Annotated in this window: 17 protein-coding genes and 1 pseudogene; 7 read left to right on the top strand and 11 right to left on the bottom strand. The window is 74.3% G+C overall.

Annotated elements, in window-relative coordinates; genetic code table 11:
* Positions 1-103: 103 nt before the first annotated feature.
* The 5 genes from ACIQWA_RS01140 to ACIQWA_RS01160 all read left to right on the top strand — a co-directional run bounded on the left by ACIQWA_RS01140 (position 104) and on the right by ACIQWA_RS01160 (position 4,540).
* A complete protein-coding gene (locus tag ACIQWA_RS01140; protein ID WP_402476527.1) occupies positions 104-652 on the top strand; it encodes a PadR family transcriptional regulator in 549 nt (182 codons plus the stop codon).
* A 300-nt stretch (positions 653-952) separates the two neighbouring features.
* The gene (locus ACIQWA_RS01145) at positions 953-1,828 is read left to right on the top strand and encodes a class I SAM-dependent methyltransferase (protein ID WP_402476529.1); all 876 of its coding nucleotides are present in this window, start codon (positions 953-955) and stop codon (positions 1,826-1,828) included.
* Between the two features lie 476 nt (positions 1,829-2,304).
* Positions 2,305-3,189, top strand: coding sequence for an isocitrate lyase/PEP mutase family protein (locus ACIQWA_RS01150; RefSeq protein ID WP_360240953.1), 885 nt, complete (start codon positions 2,305-2,307; stop codon positions 3,187-3,189).
* On the top strand, positions 3,186-3,503 hold the full coding sequence (locus ACIQWA_RS01155) for a hypothetical protein (RefSeq protein ID WP_402476532.1): 318 nt from the start codon (positions 3,186-3,188) through the stop codon (positions 3,501-3,503). The genes ACIQWA_RS01150 and ACIQWA_RS01155 overlap by 4 nt, the downstream gene beginning before the upstream one ends.
* A complete protein-coding gene (locus ACIQWA_RS01160; RefSeq protein WP_402476534.1) occupies positions 3,500-4,540 on the top strand; it encodes a bile acid:sodium symporter family protein in 1,041 nt (346 codons plus the stop codon). Before ACIQWA_RS01155 ends, ACIQWA_RS01160 begins: the two co-directional genes overlap by 4 nt.
* On the opposite strand, the gene ACIQWA_RS01165 is transcribed toward ACIQWA_RS01160, so the two are convergent.
* The 7 genes and pseudogenes from ACIQWA_RS01165 to ACIQWA_RS01195 form a co-directional block, all read right to left on the bottom strand.
* Positions 4,506-4,979 carry a hypothetical protein gene (locus ACIQWA_RS01165; protein ID WP_402476537.1) on the bottom strand — a complete coding sequence of 158 codons (474 nt, stop codon included), beginning with the start codon at positions 4,977-4,979 and terminating at the stop codon, positions 4,506-4,508. The genes ACIQWA_RS01160 and ACIQWA_RS01165 overlap by 35 nt on opposite strands.
* Positions 4,980-5,025: 46 nt before the next feature.
* Positions 5,026-5,694 (bottom strand): DUF402 domain-containing protein, encoded by a 669-nt coding sequence (locus ACIQWA_RS01170; RefSeq protein ID WP_402477838.1) that lies wholly within the window; start codon positions 5,692-5,694, stop codon positions 5,026-5,028.
* The gene (locus ACIQWA_RS01175) at positions 5,691-6,533 is read right to left on the bottom strand and encodes a hypothetical protein (RefSeq protein ID WP_402476539.1); all 843 of its coding nucleotides are present in this window, start codon (positions 6,531-6,533) and stop codon (positions 5,691-5,693) included. Before ACIQWA_RS01175 ends, ACIQWA_RS01170 begins: the two co-directional genes overlap by 4 nt.
* Before the next feature lie 154 nt (positions 6,534-6,687).
* Positions 6,688-8,310 (bottom strand): annotated as a pseudogene (locus ACIQWA_RS01180) (GMC family oxidoreductase); the annotation flags it as partial.
* Entirely contained in the window at positions 8,307-8,750 is a 444-nt protein-coding gene (locus ACIQWA_RS01185; protein WP_402476540.1) for a hypothetical protein, read from the bottom strand. The gene ACIQWA_RS01185 and the pseudogene ACIQWA_RS01180, both read right to left, overlap by 4 nt.
* A gap of 212 nt (positions 8,751-8,962) precedes the next feature.
* Positions 8,963-10,009 (bottom strand): TIGR03617 family F420-dependent LLM class oxidoreductase, encoded by a 1,047-nt coding sequence (locus tag ACIQWA_RS01190; protein ID WP_360240929.1) that lies wholly within the window; start codon positions 10,007-10,009, stop codon positions 8,963-8,965.
* A 138-nt stretch (positions 10,010-10,147) separates the two neighbouring features.
* Positions 10,148-10,765: a TetR/AcrR family transcriptional regulator gene (locus ACIQWA_RS01195; protein WP_402476542.1), complete on the bottom strand. Its 618-nt coding sequence runs from the start codon at positions 10,763-10,765 to the stop codon at positions 10,148-10,150.
* A gap of 102 nt (positions 10,766-10,867) precedes the next feature.
* On the opposite strand from ACIQWA_RS01195, the gene ACIQWA_RS01200 reads away from it, so the two are divergent.
* Entirely contained in the window at positions 10,868-12,358 is a 1,491-nt protein-coding gene (locus ACIQWA_RS01200) for a carboxylesterase/lipase family protein (RefSeq protein WP_402476544.1), read from the top strand.
* Between the two features lie 121 nt (positions 12,359-12,479).
* Here the strand turns inward: ACIQWA_RS01200 and ACIQWA_RS01205 are convergent, their stop codons facing one another.
* Positions 12,480-13,718 (bottom strand): styrene monooxygenase/indole monooxygenase family protein, encoded by a 1,239-nt coding sequence (locus tag ACIQWA_RS01205; protein ID WP_402476547.1) that lies wholly within the window; start codon positions 13,716-13,718, stop codon positions 12,480-12,482.
* Between the two features lie 287 nt (positions 13,719-14,005).
* Between ACIQWA_RS01205 and argJ the strand changes: the two genes are divergently transcribed.
* On the top strand, positions 14,006-15,160 hold the full coding sequence (gene argJ / locus ACIQWA_RS01210; protein WP_402476550.1) for a bifunctional glutamate N-acetyltransferase/amino-acid acetyltransferase ArgJ: 1,155 nt from the start codon (positions 14,006-14,008) through the stop codon (positions 15,158-15,160).
* A gap of 145 nt (positions 15,161-15,305) precedes the next feature.
* On the opposite strand, the gene ACIQWA_RS01215 is transcribed toward argJ, so the two are convergent.
* The 3 genes from ACIQWA_RS01215 to ACIQWA_RS01225 all read right to left on the bottom strand — a co-directional run bounded on the left by ACIQWA_RS01215 (position 15,306) and on the right by ACIQWA_RS01225 (position 18,092).
* The gene (locus tag ACIQWA_RS01215) at positions 15,306-16,058 is read right to left on the bottom strand and encodes a thioesterase II family protein (protein WP_402476553.1); all 753 of its coding nucleotides are present in this window, start codon (positions 16,056-16,058) and stop codon (positions 15,306-15,308) included.
* Between the two features lie 148 nt (positions 16,059-16,206).
* Positions 16,207-17,472: a serpin family protein gene (locus ACIQWA_RS01220; protein ID WP_402476556.1), complete on the bottom strand. Its 1,266-nt coding sequence runs from the start codon at positions 17,470-17,472 to the stop codon at positions 16,207-16,209.
* Between the two features lie 77 nt (positions 17,473-17,549).
* On the bottom strand, positions 17,550-18,092 hold the full coding sequence (locus tag ACIQWA_RS01225; RefSeq protein WP_402476558.1) for a GNAT family N-acetyltransferase: 543 nt from the start codon (positions 18,090-18,092) through the stop codon (positions 17,550-17,552).
* Between the last annotated feature and the right edge of the window lie 12 nt (positions 18,093-18,104).

Below are 18,104 nucleotides of genomic sequence, written 5' to 3' on the forward strand. Positions count from 1 at the left end.
CCTCGAATGGATATACATCGATTCGAGGCACCTCGACAAGAGGTAGCATCATCCGCGGTACGGGGCGCATCATGGGGCGCACTTCGACGAAAGGGCTCCGACCGTGCTGACCCTCGCGATCCTCGGCTTCTTGTACGACCAGCCCCTGCACGGCTACGAACTCAAGTCCCGGATCACCGGATTGACCGGTCACGTCCGACCGGTCAGCGACGGCGCGCTCTACCCCGCGATCACCCGACTGGAGAAGGCCGCGCTGCTGGACCGCCGCACCGAACCCGGCAGCGGCGCCGCGCCGCGCCAGACCCTGGAACTCACCCCGGAGGGCCGGGCGGAGCTACTGCGGCGACTGGCCGACCCCGAGCAGGCCGAGATCACCGACCAGATCCGCTTCTTCACCCTCGCCGCCTTCCTCCACCAACTGGCCGACCCGGCCCGGCAGGCCGCCGTACTCCGGCGCCGGTTGGACTTCCTGGAGGCGCCGAGCAGCTTCTTCTACGACGGGGACGGCCGGCCGGTCACCGCCGAGCGGGAGCCGAACCCGTTCCGGCGCGGCATGCTGCTGGTCGCCCGGGCCTCCGGCGCCGCCGAACGCGCCTGGCTGGCCGAGACCATCGCCGGACTGGAGGGTGCCGCGGGCGGCGCCGCGCGGTGACGTCGGCGGTGCCCCCGCCGGAATCCAGCGGGGGCACCCGCCGCGGACCGGAGGCAGCCCGCCGCGACCCGGTGGCGCCCGCAGCGGACGGGTGGCGCCCGAACCGCCCGGGCGCTCCAAGGAGTGCGGGCCACCAGCCCGAACACCAGGCCGAACGGCCCCGCCCCGGCACGGAACCGACCCCTCCGGCACCCATCCCAGGGCGGCCCGGGCGTGGCTATGATGATCTGCCTCACGACCACGGCGCCCCTCCGCTGGCGTGATCCACCACCGCGCCCCGCCCGCCCCCTGGAGGCAGCCGTGCCCAGTGAAGAGACCACAGCCGCCGGCCCCGTTCCCCGGAAGCGGGACGACATCCCGGGCTGGTTCTTCGGCCTGGACCGGGCCGCCTTCTCCCACCTGCTGTCCGCCCAGACGGCCGCCGGGGTCAGCGGGAACATCCTGGAACTGGGCAGCTACCTCGGCCGCAGCGCCGTCCTGCTCGGGGACCACCTCCAGCCGGGCGAGCGGCTGACCGTCTGCGACCTCTTCGACTCCGAGGCCGCCGACGCGGAGAACGCCGCCGAGATGACCATGTCCTACCGCAAGACCCTCACCCGCAGCGCCTTCGAGTCCAACTACCTCGCCTTCCACGCCGAGTTGCCCGAGATCGTCCAGGCCCCCACCTCGGTGCTGGCCGACGGCCGGATCCCGGCGGGCAGCTGCCGCTTCGTCCACGTCGACGCCTCGCACCTGTACGAGCACGTCAGCGGGGACATCCTGGTGGCCCGGGCCGCGCTCGCCGAGGACGGCCTGATCTCGCTGGACGACTACCGCTCGGAGCACACCCCGGGCGTCTCGGCCGCCGTCTGGGAGGCCGTCTTCACCGGCGGACTGCAGCCGGTGCTGCTCACCCCGATGAAGTTCTACGGCACCTGGGGCGACGCCGCGGCCGCCCGCCGGACCCTGCTGGCCCGCGACTGGCGGGCCGAGGACTACGCCGTCGACGAGGACACCATCGCCGGCCACCAGGTCCTCCGCCTCAACTACCAGGTCAAGGCGCCCGCCCAGCTCCAGCGCTCGGCCTCCCGCCGGATCGCCCTGGACCTCCTCCCCCCGGTCGCCACCCGCGCCACCCGCCGGGTCCTCCGCACCCTGCGCGAACGCCGCGACGTGCGCCCCACCCCGAGCTCCTGACCCCCGGAGCGACCCCCGCTCCGGCGCGATCCCGACAGATCCGACGCGACCCCGGACACAATCCCGGACGTAGTCCCGGACGCGACCCCGGCCACCGCCCCGGACACCCCCGGACACCCGCCCGAAACGCACGGCCACCAGCGCCATCACCGCCGTCGCAGCGCCCGCTGCGGCGGCGGTTCGCGTTGCGGCGCCGCCGCGGGCCGACGAGCGCCGCCGCGCGCTGGTGAGCACCGTTGAGCGCCGTTGAACGGACCGTGGCACCACCGTCATCCGGCCGTCAGCTCGGGCTCAGCTCGGACCCGGAATGTTCACTTCATCCGACTGACGCATTGTCGAAAATTCGTTCACTCACATGGGTGAATCTCCATTAAAGGTTTGCCCATGGACCTTTAAAGACCGCATAGTGATGGCACCTCAGTTTGGTCTTGAGAAAGCCAAGTTCAGGCAAAATCCTTGTGAGTGAGGAGAGACCCATGTTCCACGCTTCCACCTCCGCGGGCCCCGGGCAGCGGCTCCGCGCGGCGATCGCGGACCAGGGCACCACACCCCTGATCGGCGTCCACGACATGTACTCCGCCTCGATCGCGGCCGAGCACTACGACGGCATGTTCGTCTCCGGCTTCGGCTTCGCCGCCTCCTACTACGGCCTGCCGGACATCGGCTTCATCGCCTGGCCCGACATGGTCGCCTTCGTCGAACGGCTGCGCGGCGCGTTCCCCACGCACCACCTGCTGGTCGACATCGACGACGGCTACGTCGATCCCGAGGTCGCCTGCCACGTCGTGCGCCGGCTGGAGGCCATCGGCGCCTCCGGCGTGATCCTGGAGGACCAGAAGCGCCCGCGCCGCTGCGGGCACGCCGACGGCAAGCAGGTCCTCCCGCTGGAGGAGTACCTGACGAAGCTCGAACTCGTCCTCGCCGACCGCACCGACCTCCTGGTGGTCGCCCGCACCGACGCCACCGAGGAGGCGGACATCCTGCGCCGCGCCCGCGCGCTCGCCGAGACGGACGCCGACGTGGTCCTGGTGGACGGCGTGCGCAGCGAGGAGTGGATCCGCCGGATCCGCAAGGAGGTCGGCGACAAGCCCCTGCTGTTCAACCAGATCGCGGGCGGCAAGTCCCCCCGGCTGTCCCTCACCGAGCTCACCGAGCTGGGGGTGGACGTCGCGATCTACAGCACGCCGTGCCTGTTCGCGGCCCACCGGGCGATCGACGAGGCGCTCACCGGCCTCAAGACCGCCGACGGGCGACTGCCCTCCCAGGCCGAGCAGGCCAAGCCGGTCGGCGTGCGGGAGTCCACCGAACTGCTGGAGCGCAACATCGCGCGCTCCCGGCGGCTCGCGGACGTGACGGCTTGAGCCCCGGGCCGCGCCGGCCCGCCCCGCCCTCGGCGGCCGCCGCGCTGCGGGCCACCGTCCTGGGGCTGACCGGGGCGTCCGCCCTGCTCGCGGTCGGCGCGGCCCCGGCCGCCGCGGGCGGCAGCCTGATCACGGTCATCGACAACTCGCACGCCGACTCCTGGCTGGAGGTCGACCGCACGGCCAACCTCCAGCAGGGCGGCGGCTCGGCGGGGAGCGACCACGACGGCGCCGGGTCCCTGGTCGGGGGCCTGGGCGGGTCCCTGGTCGGGGGTCCGGGCGGGAGCCTGGTCGGCAGCGGAGGTGGGCCATGACGGCCCGCGCCCGGCGCTCGCACTGGTGGCGCAGGTTCGACCCGTACCTGCTGGCGCTGGCGGGGGCGGTCGGCCTGGCCGCGCTGTTCCCGGCCTCCGGCGCCGGGGCCCGGTTCGCCGCGACGGCCTGCGACGTTGCCGTGGCCCTGCTGTTCTTCCTGTACGGCGCCCGGCTGTCCACCCGGGAGACCGTGGCCGGGCTGCGCCACCTGAGGCTGCACGGGCTGGTGCTCGCCGCCACCTTCGGTCTCTTCCCGCTGCTCGGCCTCGCCGCCGCGCTGCTGACGCCGGTTCCGCTGACCGAACAGCTGCAGGCCGGGGTGCTGTTCCTCTGCCTGGTGCCGTCCACGGTGCAGTCCTCGGTGGCGCTGACCGGCGCCGCCGGGGGCGACGTCCCGGCGGCGATCTGCGCGGGGACGTACTCCAGCCTGGCCGGGCTGGTGCTCACCCCGCTGCTGGTCGCCGGACTGCTGGGCTCGCACGCCGGGCTGTCGGCGGACGGGCTGCTGCGGATCGGGCTCCAGCTGCTGGCGCCGTTCCTGCTGGGGCAGCTGCTACGGCCGTGGATCGGCGGCCTGGTGGCCCGTCACAAACGGCTGCTGACCCCGGTGGACCGCGGCTCGATCCTGCTGGTCGTCTACACGGCGTTCAGCGCGGCGGTGGCCCAGGGCATCTGGCACCGGGCGACGCCGTTCGCCCTGCTCGGGATGGTCGTAGTGCTGCTGGCCCTGCTCGCCGTGACCCTGACGGTCACCGGGCTCGGGGCGCGCGGGCTGGGGCTGGACCGCCCGGCCGCGATCGCGGCGATGCTGTGCGGTTCGCAGAAGAGCCTGGCCAACGGGCTGCCGATGGCCACCGTGCTGTTCGGGGCGGAGGCGGGGGTGATGGTGCTGCCGCTGATGGCCTACCACCAGCTCCAACTGGTGGTGGGCACCGTCCTGGCCGGGCGCTGGGCCCGGGCACCCGAGCCGGTCCCGGCCGGTGGGCAGCCCGCGGCCGAGCTCAGCCCGGCGGGCGGGCCGCCAGCGCACGGCTGATCCCCCGGCGGAGCCGGCTGGAGGCACCGGGCAGGTGCCCCAGCCGGTTCAGCCGTTCCTCCGTCGACTCCGGCCGCCGGGCCAGCAGCAGCACCGCGGCGTACGGGCGCTCGCCCTCCCGCAGCCGCTCGGCCACCAGCTCCACCAGTCCGTCCAGGGCCTCGCCGGTCACCGCCGGGTGAGCGGCCAGCAGCCACAGCAGGTGGTTGTCGTTCCAGGTGCTGTGCCGCCGGACCGACAGGGTCACCAGCAGGTCGAGCGGCGCGGCGGGGTTCCGCACGATCGTGTGCCAGACGAACGGGTACTCACACCGAGCCAGCACGCGCAGCACCCCGGGGTCGGCGGTCCGCTCGGCCAGCCGCCGGTAGGCCCCGGGTTCGTGCAGGTGGTCGAGCGCCTCGGCGTCGCTCAGCCCGTCCGTCGCGCGGGTGTCGTCCATGTCGGGACGCGAGCCTATCGGGGCCCGTCCCCGAAGACGACGGACCCTACCCCCAGCGGGCGGCCGCCGTGCTGAGCACGGTGTCGGGCAGGACGGGCAACTCCCCCGCCGGCGGCAGCGCCCAGGCCTCCGGATCGGGCACGAACGGCCCGGTGCGGTCGCCGAGTTGGGCGAGGGCCCGCTCCCGGGCCAGCTCCACCTGCCGGTGGGTGACCCGGTCGATCACGCCGAGCCGCCGGGCCTCGGCATACTCGTCCTCGTCCTTCCAGCTGTGGGAGCTGAGGTCGGGGGTGATGACCAGGTCCAGGAAGAGGTCGAAGGTGTCGATCCCGATGGCCGTCCGCCGGTACGGGAGCTCGAAGTTGACGTACCAGCGCAGCGGGCGGCCCTCGGGGCTGAGGAACCGGTGCACGCTGTACAGCTCCCCGGCGGTGAAGCGGCTGACCACCACGGTGTCCCGCCAGACCCAGCGGTCGAGCTGCCAGGACCCGGTGGCCAGGTCGTCGATGCCGCGCTTGCGGGCGGCGACGTCGTCGTTCCGCTGGGAGGCGGTCCAGCTGGCGGGGGCGAGGCTCTCGGTGCCGGGGCGGGCGGTCATGGTCAGAGTGGTGCCGTCGTCGGCGAGCACGGTGTACGGCATGGCCGTCCAGATCCGTCCGTCGACGACGTCCCGGCGCACGGCGGTGCTGCCCGCCGCGAAGGGGCGCGCCGTCACCGGACGTAGTAGGCGCGGTGGTGGGCGGCCACCGGGGCGGACTGGTAGGTCCAGACGCCGGCCGCCGGGGCCTCGCCGATCAGTTGGGCGAGGTCGCGGGCGGCCTCCTCGGCCGGGTTGCCGAGGTCGAGCCGGACCCGGTCGGCGGTGCGGTCGTCCAGGGCGTAGTAGTGGTACGGGTGGTGGACGTTGAGCGGTCCGGCGAGCAGCCTGCCCTCGTCGTCGGTGCCGTAGCCGGTGATCGGGGTGTTGTTCACCGGCTCGGGGGTGAGGCCGACCAGGTCGACGTCCAGGCCGAGGATCTCCTCCTGGTGCCGGTGCAGCCCCTCCGGCCCGAGTTCGGCCCGGCGGCAGGAGATGCTCCACCGTTCGCGCACGGCGGCCGCGTTGAGCGAGGGCAGGGTGGTCTCGAACCAGCCGGGGTGCTTGGGTTCGGCGTACAGTCGGCGCCCGGCGTCGATGGCGAGCGGGTTGTCGCACAGCACGTGCAGCCGGGCGATGCCGAGCAGCTTGGTCTGGTCGTAACCCCGGGCGTACTGGCCGTAGTTGACCACCGGAATGCGCTCCTCGGCGAACACCGGGTGGGCGATCAGGTTGATCTCCAGCTCCTCGGTGATGCCGCCGCCGTTCGGGTACTGGGCGAAGTACAGCTGGTAGTTGAGCGAGACGCAGGCCCCGCCGTCGAAGGTCGCGGCGCTCAGCCCGGGGTGGCGCTTGTCCAGCAGCCGGCGGGCCCGGGCCGGGTCCACCAGGTAGTCGACGCCGATGTTGTGCAGCGCGCCGTAGTGGAAGGGCAGGTGGTACGGCTCCGGGACGGGCGGCAGCGGCAGGCCGGTCATGAGGGCTCCGAAAGCGAGGGGGCGCGGGCGGGGAGAGGGTGGTCGGCCGCCGCAGCGCCAGCAGGTCCTGGTGCATCCGTTCGGCGCTGCGCAGCGCGAGGGCGGCCATGGTGAGCGAGGGGTTGGAGGTGCCGAGCGAGGGCATCGAGCCGCAGCCGACGGCGTACAGGTTGGGGTGGTCCCAGCAGCGCTGCCACTGGTCGACCACGGAGCTGCCGGGAGAATCGCCCATCAGGTGGGTACCGCCGGCGTGGCCGGCTCCCCGGTAGCCGTGGACGGCGCCGCGGTGCTCCAGCCGGCCGGGCCAGCCGGCGCCCGGGTAGGCGGTGTGGTCCTCGGCGCCCAGCAGGGCGAAGAGCTGGTCGGAGACGGCCCGGGCGGAGGCCATGCCCTCGCGCACGTAGCCGCCCAGGTCGTAGTGGATCGCGGGGGCGGGCAGGCCGAGCGGGTCGCGCCGGTCCGGGTCGAGGGTGACCCGGTTGGCCGGGTCGGCGGGCTGCTCCAGTTCGAACTGGAGCGAGAACTGCCGCCCGAGCCGGTCGCCGAGGCGTTCGCGCAGTTCTTTGCCGCGCAGCCCGGCGTCGAGCAGCGCGGCGGCCTCGGTCGCCGGGTCGCCGCCGGCCCAGGACCAGCCCCAGTTGCCGATCTCGATCCGGAACGGCGCCCGGTGCCGGCGGGCCCCGCCGAAGCGGAAGGCCTCCAGTCCGCCGGTGGAGCCGGGGCCCCGGTAGGGACCGACCTGGCGGGGCATCAGCCCCCAGGTGAGCAGGGCGGGGTGGTCCATCAGGTTCCGGCCGACCTGGTCGCTGCGGTTGGCCAGGCCGGACAGCAGCAGCAGTCGGGCGTTCTCGATCGCGTGCGCGGCGATCACCACCAGGTCTGCGGTCACCCGGTGCGCGGTGCCGCCGGCCAGGTACTCGACCCCGGTGGCCCGTCCGGTCTCCGGGTCGGCGAGCACCCGGCTGGCCACGGCCTCGGTGCGCAGTTCGACGGCGGGCGCCCAGCGGGCCTGGGTGCGCAGCGGGGTGTACTTGGCGCCGCCCGGGCAGGCCGGGACGCAGCTGGCGCTCCCGGCGCAGGGCGCGCCGTGGCCGCTGCCGGGCCGGGTGGGCAGGCCGTTGCGGGCGTGCGGGGTGCGGGTGACGGCGAGCCGGGCCGGGTCGGTCATGGCGGGGTCGCGCACGGTCCGGCCGTCGAGGGCGCGGGCCAGCTGCCGGTCGAGGTAGCTGGCCGGGATCGCCCGCATCGGGTAGGCGTAGTCCGCGGGGAGGGGCAGGCCGACGGCCCGGCGCTGTTCCTCGGCGTCGGCGGCGACGCCGAGTTCCTGTTCGGCGTCGCGGTAGTGGGGTTCCAGGTCGTGGTAGCCGATCGGCCAGTTGCGGCCGTGACCGAGGTCGCCGGTGCGGAAGTCCTCGGGGTGCATGCGCGGGGTGAGGCCGGTCCAGAGCAGCCCGGTGCCGCCGTTGGCGCGCAGGTAGCCGCTGGCGAAGGGCAGTGGGCCGTACTGGCGCAGGTGGCCGTGGGCGGTGTAGCCGCCGTCCGGGTGGCCGGTGAGGTCGGTGACGTCGGGTGACGGGGCGTCGGGGTTGTGCGGGTAGGGCGAGGTGGGCGGTCCGCCGCCGGCCGCGCGGTGGGCGGCGGCGGTCTCGGCGCTCCCCGGTGCGGTCCGGCCGGCCTCCAGGACGAGGACCCGCCAGCCCCGGGCGCCGAGCCGCTGGGCGACCAGGCTGCCGGCGAAGCCGGCCCCGACCACGACGGCGTCCCAGTGGGCGCTCACCGCTGCTCACCTCCGAACGGGGCGCCCTCGGACGGCGAACCTCCGAACGGGGCGCCCTCGGACGGCGAACCTCCGAACGGCGCGGCCCCGGCCGGGGCCGCGGCCCAGCTGCCGTGCCCGGGGGCGGCGGCGCCGGGCGGGCTGGCCCGGAAGGTCCGCCAGACCAGTCCGTGGTCGTGGGCGCGGGCGGAGCTCGGCGCCTCGCCGGGCCAGGCGCCGACGTACCAGAGGTGGACCAGGGCGTGCTCGTCGCGGACCCGGTGGGCCAGGGTGGTGCGGTGGTGTTCGTCGGCCATGCCGGTGGCGCGGAGTTCGGGGACGTCGAAGCCGGTGAGTTCGGCGCTGACGCGCAGGAACTCGTCGAGGTCGGCGAGTTCGTCCTCCTCGGCGGGCCCCCAGGGCCCGTACGGGTCGTCGGCTGCGGTGCGATCGTCGGACACGGACACGCGGGTACCCCCACGATCGTCGGCGGACGGCCAGAAGCGGATGGCCAAGACATGACAGGCTGGTGCCGAGCGGGCACGCTCCGCCTGCTCAGCGCGATCCTCCCGTCCGGGCGGACCACCGGGGGCCGCTTGCCCGAATGTGACGCATCTTGATCAGTTCACGATCGATCGTCGCCCCCGTATGGCGGTTCCGGAACCGTTTCCACTCAGCCCAGCGCGCGCACCGCCGCCAGCACGTCCAGGCCGAGCGCCGGGTCCGCAGTCTCGGGCAGATTGACGGACAGCCGGGTGACCAGCCCCGCGTACCGGCGGTGGATCTCCCGGGCGACCTCCTCGACCGTGCCCGAGACCGCGAAGGCGTCGAACACCTCGTCCGAGACCAGTGCCGTCATCTCGGCCCAGCGCCCGCGCACCGAGTGGGTGTGCAGTTCCTCCTGCAAGCCCTCCCAGCCGTGCTGCGCCAGCACCGGGCGGTAGGCCGGGGTGGAGGCGTAGAAGGCCAGCCGCTCGCGCACCCCCGCCCGGTTGGCCGCCAGTTCCTCCTCGGTCCGGCCGGTGGCGGTGAGCACGTTGCCGACGGTCTCGAACGGCCGCCCGGTCCACTCCGCCCCCTCGGCCTCCGCCCGCGCCCGCGCCTCGACCAGTCCGGGCAGCACCTGCTCGGTCAGGTAGGCGGTGGAGCAGAACGGGTGCGCGAGGAAGCCGTCCGCCACCGCCCCGGCGGTGCGGGTCATCAGCGGCCCGACGCCCGCGAGCAGGATCCGGGGCACCCCGGACGGCACCGGGTCGGGCGAGAACACCGGCGTCATCACCGTGTGGGTGTAGAACTCGCCCCGGAACCGCAGCCGTTCACCGGTCTGCCAGCTGTGCCAGATCGCCCGCACCGCGTGCACGTACTCCCGCATCCGGGCGGCCGGCCGGTCCCAGGGCATCCCGAAGCGCTTCTCGATGTGCGGCTTGACCTGCGAGCCCAACCCGATGACGGCCCGTCCGCCGGAGGCCGCGTGCAGCCCCCAGGCCTGGTAGGCCAGCGTCATCGGGGTGCGGGCGAAGGCCACCGCGATGCCGGTGGCCAGCTCGATCGACTCGGTGCGGTCGGCCGCCCGGGCGAGTTGGAGGAACGGGTCGTACGCGGTCTCGGCGACCACCAGCCGGTCCATGCCCCGGCGTTCGGCCTGTTCGGCGGCGTCGAGGATGCCGGCCGGGTGCCCGGAGGCGGTGGCGTCGAGGCGGAGGGCGGCGGGTCGGTCCATGCGGGTGCTCCTGGTCGCGGGGCTTGCGTCGTGCGGGGCTCGTGCGGTGCGGCGGGCTCATACAGCGCCGGGCTCGGGCAGCGCCGGGCTCGTGCGGTGTGGTGTGCGGCGGTGATACCCGCCCAGCCTGCCATGCCGTCACGGGCCGGCCGGTCGGCCCTCCCCGGCGAACAGCCGGTCCAGGTGCCGGTCGACGGCGGTGAGCACGGCGTCCGGCCCGACCACGCCCAGCTCCAGCAGGGTGGTGAACCCGGTCAGCGCGAGCAGCAGGTCCGTCTCCACCACCGGATCGCGGTCGGCCGCCACCAGCCCGTCGGCGATCGCCTGCCGCATCACCCGCTCCACCTCCGCCCGCCCCCGCACCAGCCCGCCGCGCGCCCGCGCCCGGACCTCCTCGTCGTGCAGCGCCTCCAGGACGTAGGCGGCGCTCATCCGGCTGGTGACCCGCGAGTCCGGCTGCAGCGGCAGCAGTTCGACCAGCATCGCCCGCAGCACGGCGCGCGGGTGCGGCCGTTCGCCCAGCCCGGCCAGCGCCCGGGCGACCCGCAGGCCGCTCTGCTCCCCGGCGAGATCCATCGCGAATCCGAGCAGCTCCGCCCGGGAGGCGAAGTAGTGCTGGAGCTGACCGAGCGAGATCCCGGCCTCCCGGGCGACCTCACGCAGGGTCAGTTGGGTGGTGCCGCGCTGCTCCACGATCCGCCACAGCGCGCGGGCGATCGTCTCGCGGCGCTCCCGATGGTCCACCTGCTTGGGCATGCCCCAGCACTCCTCGACGACTCCCGACCAACCTTTTCCATACGCTTGACATAATACAGCCGACCTACAACGCTGGGGGCATTCCCGAGGGAGGAGCGTCCCATGCTCGTACAGCCCGTCGCCCGCACCACCGGGGGAACCGTCCGCGGTTTCGTGGACCGCGGCCTCGCCGCCTTCCGCGGCATCCCCTACGGCCGGCCCCCGGTCGGCCCGCTCCGCTTCGCCGCCCCCGCCCCGCCCGAGCCCTGGGACGGCGTCCGCGCGACCGTCGAGTACGGCCCCGTCGTCCCCCAGTCCGGCCCCCTGCAGGTCGAACCGACCACCGGCACGGACTGGTTGACGCTCAACGTCTGCACCCCGGACCCGGACTCGGCCGGGCTGCCGGTGTTGGTCTGGCTCCACGGCGGCGGCTTCATCTCCGGCACCGCGGGTGACCCGCTGTACGACCCGACCGAGCTGGCCCGGGCCGGCCTGGTCGTGGTGACCGTCAACTACCGGGTGGGCGCCGAGGGTTTCGCCCTCCTCGACGGCGCCCCGGCCAACCGCGCCTTCCTCGACCAGATCGCGGCCCTGGAGTGGGTGCAGCACAACATCGCCGCGTTCGGCGGCGATCCCGCCCGGGTCACCGTCGCCGGCCAGTCGGCCGGGGCCTCCTCGGTGGCCGCGCTGCTGACCGTGCCACGGGCCCGCGGCCTGTTCCACCGGGCGATAGCCCACTCCGTCGGCGGCAACCTCGCCACCCCCGCGCTGGCCGCCGAGATCACCGCCGCCCTGGCGGAACGGCTCGGCACCGCCCCCACCGCGGCCGGCCTCGCCGGCACCGACCCCTGGAAGCTGGCCGAGGCCGTCACCGCGCTCGGCACCGCCCTCCCCGAGCACCTCGCGCGCTGGGGCCGGCTCGCCCACACCGGCGTCCCCACCGTGCCGGTGGTCGACGGCGAGCTCCTCACCGAGGAGCCCTGGACGGCGCTGGCCGCCGGACGGGCCGAGGGCATCGAGCTGCTGGTCGGCCACACCCGGGACGAGTTCCGACTGTTCGCCGTGCTGGCCGGCCGGCACGGCGCCTTCACCGAGGACGACGCCCGCACCGCACTGGACCTGCTCGCCCCGCGCCCGGGCGGCCCGGAGGCCTACCGCGCCGCCTTCCCCGGCGCCACGCCCTCCGACCTGGTCGAGGCCGTCTTCTCCGACTCGCTGTTCAAGATCCCCTCGCTCCACCTCGCCGAGGGCAACACGGCGGCCGGCGGCACCTCCCACCTTTTCCAACTCGCCTACCCGGCCCCCGCCCTGGCCGGGGTGTTCGGCGCCTGCCACGGCCTGGACGTCCCGCTGGCCTTCGGCTCCCTGGACAGCCCGATGGCCCGGCAGTTCCTCGGCGACCCGCCCGCCCCGGAGGCCGTCGCGCTCTCCCAGGAGCTCCAGCAGGCCTGGATCCGCTTCGTCGGCACCGGCGATCCCGGCTGGGCCGCCCACGAGCCGGAGCAGCAGCTGACCCGGGTCCTGAGCGCCCGTTCGGAGACCGTCCGCTACCCGGACCAGGCCTCCCGCGGCATCTGGGCAGAGGGCGGTCCGACCCGCTTCGACCTGGTCTGACGCTCCCCCGACCTGGCCCGAAGCTCCTCCGACCTGGTCTGACGCTCCTCCGACCTGGTCTGACGCTCCCCCGGCCCGGGCGGGCACTCCCGCCCGGGCCGGCCCCTTCGCCCCTGGCCGCTCAGCGCCCGACCGAGGCCAGGTACCCGGCGGTCAGCTCGGGCGTGGCCAGCCAGGCCGCGTGGTCGCTCGGCTCGGCGTAGGTGTTGGCCAGCCGCCGGGCGACCTCCGGGTGCTCCGCCGCGGCCGCGAAGACGCCCTGGAGGTGGTCCGGCATGGTCAGCAGAGCGGTGGTGAAGTCAACGGCGTGGCGGGCGTGCCGCTGCCAGAACCGTTCGGCGGTGCGGCACATCCAGTCCGCGGTGAACGGGGCGTCGCCGTGCTCGCGGATCGCCCGCCGGTACGCCTGCGCCGCGCGGGCGGCGCCGTTGGCGCCCTGCCCGGTGATCGGGTCGTTGACCACCACCGCGTCGCCCAGGCCCAGCACGTGCACGGCGTCGACGCCCGAGCCCAGTTCGGCCACCGGACGGCGGACGGTCGGGGTGACCGCGCCGCACAGCCCGGCCCCGGCGTCGGTCGGCTCGGCCTCCCGCCACAGCTCCGCCTCCCAGGGCAGGTACTCGGCCAGCAGGGCACGGATCCGGTCGAGGTGGACGTCGGGCGCGGGCCCGTCTCCGAACACGTCCAGCGGGCCGCCGGGCAGTGCCTCCCAGAGCAGGATGTCGCACGGGCCGGTGCGGGTCAGGGCCGGCTGGAGGTAGAGCTCGCCCAGGCCGGGCAGGGCGTGCATCCGGGCCCTGGGCCCGGCGGCCGGGTCGGGCGCCCCCACGCCGTGCGCGTACAGGCAGGACAGGGCTCGCTGCGGCCGGTCGAACGGCGAGCGCCGAGGGTCCCGTTCGAAGATCCGGGCGAGCTCGCCGCGCCCGGTCGCGACCACGGTCAGCTGGTGCCGCCGGGCCAGTTCGTGCAGTCCGGCGCGGTCCAGGGGGCGGTACTCGACCCGGCCGCCGCGCTCGGCGAACAGCTCCAGCCAGCGGGACAGCTTGATCCGCTGGTCGACGGACCGGGCCGGCTCGTCGAGGGTCATGGTGAACTCCAGCGCGCGGACGCCCGGCGGCGCCACCAGCGCCGCGTCGACCGAGTGCACCGCCGGAGCCTCGTCCGCCCACAGGTCCAGGCCGGCCGCCGCCTCGATCCGCAGCGCCGGGCCGAACATCGCCTGGGTGGACAGCACCCGCCCGTCCCGCAGCTGGTCGGGGGTGCGCTCGGCGACCAGCGTCACCTCGCAGCCGTCGGCCACCAGCCCGAGCGCGAGCTGGAGGCCGGCCTGGCCCGCTCCGACGACGGCGATCCGGCGCATGCGGGGGCCTCCCGGGTCTGTCGACGATCCGTTGACGGTGCATCAACCAGGCACAGTAGTCGAGCCGCCGGGCCACCGGCAGGGTCCGGACGCGACGGAACGCGGGGCCCTCGTACGGGCCGCCCAGACCACCGGACCGGTTCGCATAGTCATGCACTGAGATAACTCATTGACCACGCCGAGACGTTTGATGTATTCAGTTCTCCGCAAATCTATTCGCCGACTCGCGGTTCGAGGTCGCTCACCGCGACCCGCACCGGGACCACTCGGAGAGGGATCGATCCACCATGCAGCCCGTCGCACCCCGCGGCTTCCGCGCCGTCACGACCAACATGGGCCTCAAGGACGTCGAGGACGACTTCGCGGCCGTCGTCTCCGAAGCCCCCTGCCGATCGGCCGCGGTGTTCACCCGCTCCCGCTTCGCCGGCCCCAGCGTCGTGCTCAGCCGCGGGGCGGCCGCCCTCGGGGCCTGTCGCGGGATGGTCGTGCTGTCCCGCAACGCCAACGTCGCCACCGGGCGCACCGGCGCGGACAACGCCGCCGAGGTCCGCGACCGGGTCGCCGGGATCGTCGGGATCCCCCCGGTGGAGCTCGTCATCGCCTCCACCGGTGTGATCGGTCGCCCCTACCCCATGGACGGCATCCGCGCCGGGCTCTCCGCCCTGAACTGGCCCTTCCCGGAGGCCGATTACACCGCGGCGGCCAAGGCCATCATGACCACGGACACCCGCCACAAGGAGGTCCGGGTCCGCTGCGGCGACGCCGTACTGGTCGGCATCGCCAAGGGCGTCGGCATGATCGAACCCGACATGGCGACCCTGCTGACCTTCTTCTTCACCGACGCCGACCTCCCCGCCGACCAGCTCGACGCCCTGTTCCGCCGCGTCATGGACCGGACCTTCAACGCGCTCAGCATCGACACCGACACCTCCACCAGCGACACCGCCGCGCTCTTCGCCAACGGACTGGCCGGACCGGTCGACCCGGCCGCCTTCGAACAGGCGCTGTACGAGTGCGCGCTGCACCTCGTACGGGAGATCGCCTCGGACGGCGAGGGCGCGTCCAAGCTGATCGAGGTCCGGGTGACCGGCGCCCGCGACGCCGCCCAGGCCAAGCGCGTCGGCAAGAGCGTGGTCAACTCCCCGCTGGTCAAGGCCGCCGTGCACGGGGCGGACCCGAACTGGGGCCGCATCACCATGGCCGTCGGCAAGCTCCGGGACGAGACCGACATCGACCCGGCCGCCGTCCGGATCGGCTTCGACGAGCTCCCGATGTACCCGGAGGAGCCGGGCGACGCCCTGCTCGAAGCGGCCCGCCGCTACCTCGGTGGCGACGAGGTGGTGATCCGGATCGACCTGGGCATCGCCGACGGCGCCTTCACCGTCTACGGCTGCGACCTCACCGAGGAGTACGTCCGGCTCAACTCCGCCTACACCACCTGACGCCCCGGCCCGGCCCCCGCCGCACCGCCTGCTGCCCCGATCGGTCACCGGGAACGGGACAGCGGGCGGCGGGCGGCAGGCGGCTGGCGGCTGGCCGCTGGCCGCTGGCCGCTGGCGACGGTGAGCGGTTCGGGCCCGCTACCGCTCAGCCGCGCAGGTGCGCGGTGAGCAGCCGCACCACGGCATCGAGCTGCTCCGCCACGTAGAAGTGCCCGCCCGGGAAGACCCGCAGGCTGAACCCCCCGGTGGTGTGCCGCTCCCACTGGGCGACCTGCTCCACCGTGGCGTTGGCGTCGGTCTCCCCCACCAGGGCGGTGATCGGCTGCGGAACGACGGCGTCCGGCGCCGCCAGGTAGGTCTCGATGGCGGTGTAGTCGGCCCGCAGCGCCGGGATGATCAGCTCACGCAGGGCCGGCGCGTCGAGGATCCGCTCGTCCGTGCCGCCGAGCCGGACGATCTCCTCCAGCATGCCGTCGTCCGACATCAGGTGCACCGCGCTGTCCCGGGGCAGCGACGGGGCCCGGCCGGCCGAGACGAACAGCCGCTCCGGCCCGGCCAGGCCGTCCCGGGCGAAGCGGCGGGTGACCTCGAAGGCGACCGCCGCGCCCATGCTGTGCCCGAAGAACACGACCGGGCGGTCCACCCAGCCGCGCAGCTCCTGGTAGACCTGCTCGGCGAGTTCCGGCACCGAGTCGATCGTCGGCTCCGCGAAGCGGTTCTGCCGGCCCGGGTACTGCACGGCCAGCACGTCGGCGTACGGCGCGAGCGCGTTGGCGTAGTCCATGTAGTAGCTGGCCGATCCGCCCGCGTGCGGGAAGATCACGATCCGGGCGGGAGCGAAGTCGGACGGGTTGAACCGGCGGAACCACGGGTTGTCGACGGCTGCGCTGCTGGGCATGCGGGGTGTGACCTCTCTCCGTGACGGACTCTGCTCACCCCAGTCTCTCAGTGCACCCGCACCACCGGGGGCGGTTACGGTGGGCGACCCGGATTCCGGCACTCCGGTCGGCCGCTCGGGGCTCCCGGGAACGGGCTCCGCTCCGACCTCACCAGTCCCCTTCGGATTCGTCCGGGGATTCGTCCGGGGATTCGTCCGGCACGACCCCCCAGGGGTCCACGGCCGCGTCCGGCTCGGTCACCCAGCCCACCGCCAGCACCAGCCGGGAGAGCCGGTGGACGGCGAGGAAGCCGAACGGGCGGCCGAATTCCACGCTGACGTGGCGCTGCAGGAACGGCGGCCGCGACACGGCCGCACCGACGGCTACGGCCCCGAAGGCCGTCACCGAGGAAGCCCGGAACCCGCGGGCGCCGAAGGTCGCGGTGGCCTTCTGGCGGGCGCCGTTGACGAACAGCGGCAGCCCGCCGACCTGGAGGCCGGGCAGCCGGTCCTCCGTCTCGGACGGGGTGCTGAGCGTCGTCAGCCCGAAGACTTCCTTGCGGGCCAGCAGATCGTGCTCGGCCGCCACGGTGAACTGCGGGACGCCCACGGTCAGCAGGTCCGCCGGCTCGTACCGCCGCAGCATCTCGATCGTCAGCCCGGGGCCGGCGGTGCCGACCGGCAGCCGGTCGGCGGTGGTACGGCGGTACCGCTGCGAGAGCGACCCGATCCCGGCCGCCAGCACGCCGCCCGGATCGGCTCCGGGCTCGCCGAGCAGCAGATGGACGGTGACGTCGCCGTACCCGAGCACCTGGAACTCGGTGACCGGGCCCGCAGGCGTCTCCAACAGGGCCGCGCGGTCCAGCAGACGCGTCGCCCCGGTCAGGTAGCGGACGGGTCGGCCCCAGTCATCCGTGTGGTTCCCGCCGAAGCCGCCGGAGTCCTGGAACGGTCGGATCCAGTCCGTCCGGAGGGTGAGCGCCGAGGCCAGCACCAGACGGCTGTCCGGGTTCAACTCGACCGGCATCTCGTCGATCGCACCACCGGTCTGCTCGCTCGCCCAGGTGTCCAGCAGCTTCTTGTCCCGCTCCGAGTCACCGCTCAGCCGCCCGACCAGGTCCGCCGGGACGGAGGCCGGCCAGTCCGGGCGCAGCCGCAGCCGGTCGTCGGCCCAGAGCGCCAGCGCGGAGCGCACCGCCGGGACGTCCCGCAGCAGGCCGAGCAGGTCACGGGCGCGCTCGGCGGCGGCCGCGACCGGCACCCCGAGCACCTGAGCCAACTCGCCCTGGACGGCGGTGCTTCCGGCCGGGGCCAGCAGCCCGAGCAGCGGCCAGACACCGGCCGGCATCAGGACCGTCCCCCGCCGAAGGTCGGCCTGCTCCACCCAGCGCTCCCCCAGCGCGTTGACGGCCTGTACGGCCTCGGCCCTGCTCATCCGTTCCCCCGTGCTCGGCGCTCCGCTGCCGCCGAGCGTAAGAGGGAAACACCGGCCGGGGCCAGCGGTTTTCCCGGTCAGGACGCCCGGGCCAGGTACCGCGCGCGAGTCAGTTCGTGGACACGGACGGCGTTGCCGTTGCCGGGGACGGTGGTCTCCCGCTCGGCCCGCAGACCGAGCTTGGCCATCACGCGCTCGGAGGCGGTGTTGCCGATCTGCGCGATGCTGACGATCCGCTCCAACCCGCAGTCCTCGAAGCCGAACCGCAGCGCCGCCGTCGCCGCCTCGGTGGCGATGCCCCGGCCCCAGAACGACCGGCCCAGCCGCCAGCCGATCTCGACGGCGGGCAGCACCTCGGGCAGGAACCGCGGCACCGCCAGGCCGGTGAACCCGGCGAGTTCACCGGTCCCGCGCAGCTCCACCGCGAACAACCCGAAGCCCTCGTCCTCCCAGGCCCGTTCCCACCGCTCGATCGCCGCACGGCTCAGCTCCGGGGTGAGGACCCGCCGGTCGCCGATCCACCGCATCACCTCGGGGTCCGCGTGCACCTCGGCCATCACCGGCACGTCGCTCTCGCGCCAGCGCCGCAGGATCAGCCGGGAGGTCTCGATCGTCACCATGCCCCCATCATC

The sequence above is a fragment of the Kitasatospora sp. NPDC098652 genome (assembly GCF_044760155.1).
Lineage (GTDB): Bacteria > Actinomycetota > Actinomycetes > Streptomycetales > Streptomycetaceae > Kitasatospora.